At 38.7% G+C, this 6,356-nt stretch carries 7 protein-coding genes; 4 read left to right on the top strand and 3 right to left on the bottom strand.

The window, feature by feature from the left end:
• Positions 1-244: 244 nt before the first annotated feature.
• Both ABZB17_RS00500 and ABZB17_RS00505 read right to left on the bottom strand, forming a co-directional pair.
• Positions 245-1,384 carry a beta-ketoacyl-ACP synthase III gene (locus ABZB17_RS00500; RefSeq protein WP_372647346.1) on the bottom strand — a complete coding sequence of 380 codons (1,140 nt, stop codon included), beginning with the start codon at positions 1,382-1,384 and terminating at the stop codon, positions 245-247.
• Positions 1,385-1,451: 67 nt separating this feature from the next.
• Positions 1,452-2,045, bottom strand: coding sequence for a TetR/AcrR family transcriptional regulator (locus tag ABZB17_RS00505; protein WP_372647347.1), 594 nt, complete (start codon positions 2,043-2,045; stop codon positions 1,452-1,454).
• Between the two features lie 461 nt (positions 2,046-2,506).
• Here ABZB17_RS00505 and ABZB17_RS00510 point away from each other — a divergent pair, with 461 nt between their 5' ends.
• The 4 genes from ABZB17_RS00510 to ABZB17_RS00525 all read left to right on the top strand — a co-directional run bounded on the left by ABZB17_RS00510 (position 2,507) and on the right by ABZB17_RS00525 (position 5,937).
• Complete coding sequence (locus ABZB17_RS00510; protein WP_372647348.1) at positions 2,507-3,067, top strand: UpxY family transcription antiterminator; 561 nt, start codon at positions 2,507-2,509, stop codon at positions 3,065-3,067.
• Between the two features lie 131 nt (positions 3,068-3,198).
• Positions 3,199-3,810, top strand: a complete 612-nt coding sequence (locus ABZB17_RS00515; RefSeq protein ID WP_372647349.1) for a Crp/Fnr family transcriptional regulator — start codon at positions 3,199-3,201, stop codon at positions 3,808-3,810.
• 307 nt (positions 3,811-4,117) lie between these two features.
• The gene (locus ABZB17_RS00520; RefSeq protein WP_372647350.1) at positions 4,118-5,650 is read left to right on the top strand and encodes a DoxX family protein; all 1,533 of its coding nucleotides are present in this window, start codon (positions 4,118-4,120) and stop codon (positions 5,648-5,650) included.
• Between the two features lie 17 nt (positions 5,651-5,667).
• Complete coding sequence (locus ABZB17_RS00525; RefSeq protein WP_372647351.1) at positions 5,668-5,937, top strand: DUF6520 family protein; 270 nt, start codon at positions 5,668-5,670, stop codon at positions 5,935-5,937.
• 14 nt (positions 5,938-5,951) lie between these two features.
• On the opposite strand, the gene ABZB17_RS00530 is transcribed toward ABZB17_RS00525, so the two are convergent.
• Positions 5,952-6,356: alpha/beta hydrolase family protein (locus tag ABZB17_RS00530; protein ID WP_372647352.1), on the bottom strand; the 405-nt coding region annotated here is incomplete at its 5' end.

Below are 6,356 nucleotides of genomic sequence, written 5' to 3' on the forward strand. Positions count from 1 at the left end.
ATCAGTATTGTAAAGCTGCATTGTTATCGAAAACCTGGTCTTTTGATGAATGGCAATGGTTGACAACATTACTGCACAGTTATTTTAAACTGCGATTTTAAAGCAACAATAGAAAATTTTAGCTTGCAAAATGAATGTTGATATTTCAGATAGCTATCTCATTTACATATCCAGAAGTTATACGTTGTGACTAAATTCAGCTTTACAATGGATAAATTAAGGTTTGGCAAAACGGGTTAATGGTCTATTTTACAGTCAATAAAACCGTTCCATATGAAAAGCGTCCGCTTTCAGGTACCAGTAGCAAAACCTTATCATCTGCTTTAAGCATTTCTGTTTTACATAGATCATCCAATGCAGCAAAAATGGAAGCAGAGGCGATATTCCCAATTTCAGTGAGATTGGTGAACCACTTGTTCGTCCCAAGGTCCAAACCTCTTGCTTCGATCCCCTCAGCAAGCTTCCCATAAAAGAACATAGAGGAAACATGAGGGATCACATAGTCGACCTCTTTCGGATCAAGGTTATATTTGTTCAGACAATATTCCAGGTGGTCTACCCAGTAACGAATTATATTAGGTTTAAGCAAGCGGATGTCCTGCTTAACGGTCATTACCGAACGATTGATAAGTTCGCGGCTTTCAAACTCCTTCCAGCTGGTGAGTTCGCCATCTTCACGAGGTTCAGCTCCCATAAACATGCAGGTAGGGAGTTCATTGGCATACGAAGTCATTTCCACCCATTCAACTTTGAATGAAATCCCATTATCGCTCTTTTTGTCAGAGAGTAATACCGAACTGGCCCCATCACTCAGCATAAAGCGCAGAAAATCTTTTTCAAAAGCCATGTATGGATCTTTTCCCACTTGCGAGCAATGCTCATACTCTTCTTCATAGTTTTTCGACAGCAGGGTAGGAGAAGCAAGTTCTGAAGTAGAACAAATCGCTTTTGATGAAATCCCGGACAAAACAGACAGATAAGCCGTTTTAAAAGCCTGCAGGCAGGTAAGGCATACTCCTGAAGCGGAATACAGTTCCATGGGCCTGTTTTTCATTAGCCCGTGAACCATTGATGCATGGGAAGGCAATAACTGATCAGGATTACCAGTGGCACATGCCAGTACATCAATATCCTCAGGAATTTTTTCATTCGGGAATAATTTCTGTATGGAACGGAATGCCAGCTCTGCATTGGTATGGGTAATTTTTTGCTTTTTATCCAAAGCATAGTACCTGGATTTTATTCCGTTTTGTTTTAATACTATACGCCTTACCCTTGACGGTTTTTCATTGATTAAACCCAGATATTGTTCCATATCTTCGTTTTCAACGGGTGAATTGGGCAAAAATTTGCTGACGGATGAGATGTAAACATTTTTATTCATAACAATAAATTATAATGGTTGGTATGTAAAAGTAAGTAAAAATTTACATGCAATTGTTATGAATGACTTAGGATTTTAATTTTATTTGCTGGTAAATGGTTTGATAAAGTGTGAACAGTTCCTCTGTATTGAGCCCGTACAAAAGGCATCTGTCGAATGCAAGCCCCAGAAAACAACTTCGAAAAAGCGTTGCATAATGTTTGGTATCTATTTGCTTTATTTCTTTATTCTCAATTGCCCTTGATATGACTTTTTCCCACAGGTTGATCTCCTCAATTGAGTTGCGTGTCATAATCTCAGAGAAGTTGGGATAGATTTTAGACGCCTGGAGATATAAGGAAAAATACTGCTTGTAAATATTGACAACAGAGATGGATAACATCCTGGACATTGTTGTGTTTATTCCGCTGATATATAGTTTTATAAACTGCTCTAGTGAAGTGTTACTGTCGAATTTAAATTTCACAGAAGGATCCTGCGTTTTGATCATGTAGGTGTCTATCACCTCGTTAAATATTTCTTCCTTGTTCTTAAAAAAATAGAATATTGCTCCCCTTGTTTTACCAACCGCTGCCTCTATATCAGAAATACTAACTTTTTCATAATTGTTATTCAGGAATAATTTAAAAGCTTCTTCAGTGATTCGTTCTTTAGTTGTCATGATATTGATGATCTATTACTAACAAACTTACTCAAAAAGGTTGATAAATCCAGCAAAACAATCATCTTTTATGGTATAAATTATCATCTGTTGGAGATACTCATTTTTTTGTTTATATAATTTTTCTATATATTTACATACCGTATGTTAGGTATAAATATACACCTTTTACCTACTTTATTTGTGCTAAGTGACCTGCCTTTGGCATGCAATTTAACCGCAAATGACCTTAAAATAATTTGATGGTTCTCGATTTACGCGAATCGTCAATTTGTTGAAGCAGGGCTGGGATAAAGTGAAAAATAGTCAGCCTGAAAGATCATCTAAACTCTTGAATAAAATCATATAAAAAGAAACAAAAGAACCTCCATTAAAAGACGAGATTAACAGGCGCTATCTCCTTGCCTGTAATGATTGTTCCTGAGAGAGATATAATAAAACTAACCATAAAACACTAAGCAATGGCAAACAGAATTAGTAATAATAAAGGTGAAGGATTACAGTTGCATCAAGAACAGTATAGTTTTGTGAAAAGAGCCTGGCATGTTTTTTACCTTCGCCCACGCAATGAAAGAATTGCAACACAGATACTCGCTAGTCATGGATATGACGTGTTCTGTCCTGCAATTCCCAAAACGAAACTGTGGAAAAACAGACAACAAAAAAAGATCTGGTACCCGTTATTTCCCAATTATTTATTTGTCTTTACATATCACCATGAAATATATACCATTCGAAGAATATCTCAGGTTGTAAACTATGTCTCGTTTGCAGGAAAACCATCCACAATAACAGAAAAGGAGGTAGATGGAATACGGAAAATGCTGGAAATGGGGAAGGTGATTACAGTAGAAAATCAATTTTCCAGTGGAGAACATGTGCGAATCGTTTCAGGTCCATTAAAAGGGCATGAAGGAATTCTGGTAAAACGACGAAATAAAAGCCGGTTTGGTATTCGCCTGAAAGCCATCAGCCACTCCGTATTTATCGACATATCCCAATCAGATCTTGAAAAACTTTAATATGCGTCATTTCTTAAACTTTGAGGCTCCTGACTTAAGCGACGTCGTTGAAGTCTTAGAAATTATAATTACTCCTTTTAGTGGAGACTTCAAACCTTATTATTTTCACCCGAACTCCTTAATCGTTAACTATGGAAAAACACAGCTTGTATGATGTTATTTTTAAAATGAGGCCCTTGCCTAAAAAGCTTACAGAACGGTCATATGTGGATGCACTTATAGCAGCAATTAACGAGCGGCTGACTATAACCAAACACAGGTATCGCTCATTGTTGCTTAACGCCGGGCACACATCAGATTATATGTATTTTGTGGAAAAGGGGCTTGCCCGTTGTTTCTACTTTGATGATCGTTCCGGCAGAGACCTGACCTCGATACTCTGGAAGGAGCAGAGTATAGTGTGTGATCCCGTGAGTTTTTTCCAGCGTAAGATCTCAGATGTTAATATTGAAGTGATGTCAGGAAGTTTGTTACTTTCCATATCCTACCGTCAGCTTCAGGAAATTTATAAGGCTTTCCCGGAAGCGGGTGTTTTTGAACGTTGTGTTTCGTTGCAATATGTGTATTATTTTGCGCAGAGATCCCGGCAATTAGCCATGAACTCGCCCTGGGAGAGATACCTGAATTTATTGACAACACACCCGGGTATCGAATTAAAAGTATCAAAAGAAATTATCGCATCATATTTGAATATAGCCCCGCAGACCTTGAGTAAAATGCTTCGGGAGAAAGGACATCCCTGATTGTTAGGTAGTTTTAATTTCATGTAATAAGATGATCAATTGCAATAATTCTCTTTTCGTACTCTGGTTTTTACAATGGTTACTTATCGTAGCCTTAAGAATTTTCTTAACCTGGATTCTACCACTTCTTAATTTAGGTTTAGAGGATTGGCCCGGCACACCCGTACCTTTGAAAATGCGTTCATGCCCAAAAGTGGCCTTTACTATTTACCGTAAAAGCAAGAATGCATTCGCAACAAAGTAGTCAACTGCTTTTCGGATAATGTTCTCCATCAGACTGACCTTTAAAACAAACAAATTTTCTGCTATGAAAAAGCTCCAGACAGTACGTTTCTCAATTCTTATTCCTTTAAGCTCGTATCTGTATGTTCTGCTTTTTGTGTATTCAGGAATCAGTAAATTGCTGGACTATGAGACATTTACTGTGCAGCTAGCCCAGTCTCCGTTACTCAGTGCCTATGCCGGCATAATTGCCCCGGCTGTAATAGGAATAGAACTGGTATTGTCTCTCTTGTTGGTTCAAAAGAACTTCCGACTTCCGGGCTTGTATGGCTCTTTTTTTCTAATGATTGCCTTTACCGTCTATATCTACCTGATTTTGAATTACAGTGATTTTATTCCCTGTTCCTGTGGAGGTTTCATTGAGAAAATGAACTGGACCCAACATCTGATTTTTAATATAGTCTTTGCGTTATTGGCACTTCTTGCGATTGCACTTTCAGAAGAAGAGAAGCTTGCTAAAAAACGAATTGTGATTCTAAAACTGGTATTTCCGTCATTGCTTGCGGTTGGAGTTGTAGTGGGGCTTTTTTTATCATCTGAGCATATCATAAAAAAAGAAAACAATTTTATTCGCCGGTTTGGTCTGCACCCGATCCGTGATGAAAAGGCATTTGATCTGGGGGTAAACTCCTACTATTTTGCCGGCATAGCCGAAGGGAAAATTTATCTGGGAAATCTAACAGCACCTTTAGTGCTTACCAGTATTGATACTGCCTTGAGACGAATGGAGAGCGTAAAAATAGAACTGGATAATGATAAGTACCCATTTCGTTTCATCCAGGTACAGGTTAAGCCTCCTCATTTCTACCTTTTTGATGGTACAGTTCCGGTTATCTATCAGGGACAACTGGGCGATTCGCTGGCTTATACCATCAGTGCTGCTGATTGTTATTTTTCACAGCTACAGGTGATTGATTCCGTTCGGTTTGCCTTTCGTGCGCAAAGCAGCCAGACAAAATCGTGGGTGCTTGGCACGCTGAATCTTCAGGATAGTCCCAGAATACAACTCAATCATAGCTTACTCAAAAAACAGGTTGATGGGATATTCGACACCGACGGACAATTGCTTTGGGATGATGCGGGCAAGGAACTCATCTATATTTATTCTTATCGTAATCAGTACCTGGTGATGGACCAGGAATTAAACCTGCTGCATGAGTTGAATACGATTGATACAACATCCAGAGCAAAAGTGCAGGTGCGCATACTTTCTAATGGAAGTTATAAAATGGATGCGCCGCCATTGCTTGTCAATAAAACATCAGTGGTTCATGGAAGATTGCTGTTTAATATCTCCATGCTTCGGGGAAAATTTGAATCCAGAGAGCAGTGGAGACAAGCAGTGGTAGTCGATATGTATAAATCAAGTGTTCAGGAATACCTGGGTAGTTTTTATGTCTATAACAGGGGAGAAGAAAGAATGTCCCGGCTATTTGCAACGGACAAATACTTATTCATTTTGTCCGGCAATGAAATAGTGCGTTACAGTTTTGCGCAGGCTGTGACACTCAATTATCAAATGGGGGAAGCCGAAAACCATGAAGAGAGTAGGCATTAAATTTAAATTCTATAAACATGAAAAAGTTAAAAAGAATGTTTCTGCCAGTTGCGATTGTACTTTTTGCAGTTGGTGCAGCACTTGCCAGTCATGCGGCAAAAAGTTTGGATTCATCAGAACCCGGCTATTATTTTGATAGCTCAACCAGTCAGTGTGTTTCCGCAGGTGTAGATTGTAGTACCATCCCTGGACAGGCCTGTACCTGGACGGATGAGAGTAATATTACGCACAACCTGAGCCGTGAAGGTGAAACCATGTGCGGTGCCCCACTGTACAAACTGAATTAAAAGAAAAGGATGCTCTACTGAGCATCCTTTTTGTTCATCCCCTCACTTATCCATTCACATTCAACACTGTTCTTTAAAAAGTAATTAAACCAATCCATAATTCTGTTTGTCAGGTCATTTTGTGTTTGTTGTTGAAACAATACATGCCCTTCATTTTTATAAAACAGAGCAATGACATCTTTTTCATTTCTGCATAAGGCGTTGTAGAAAGCCATGGTGTGATCCGGCGTCACATTTTTATCCTCTGTCCCTGTCCAAAGCAATACCGGAGCATTCACTTTTTCCGCGTGATAGATGGGATTGTTTTTAAAGTAGAGACCTTTGTCTGCCGAAAAAGGAAAACCCATTTTATACATATTAGCTTCAATCCTGACATAATCAGGTATCTGAAAACCGTAATTAAAAGAATGGCTATCCCA

The sequence above is a fragment of the Draconibacterium sp. genome (assembly GCF_041583095.1).
GTDB lineage: Bacteria > Bacteroidota > Bacteroidia > Bacteroidales > Prolixibacteraceae > Draconibacterium.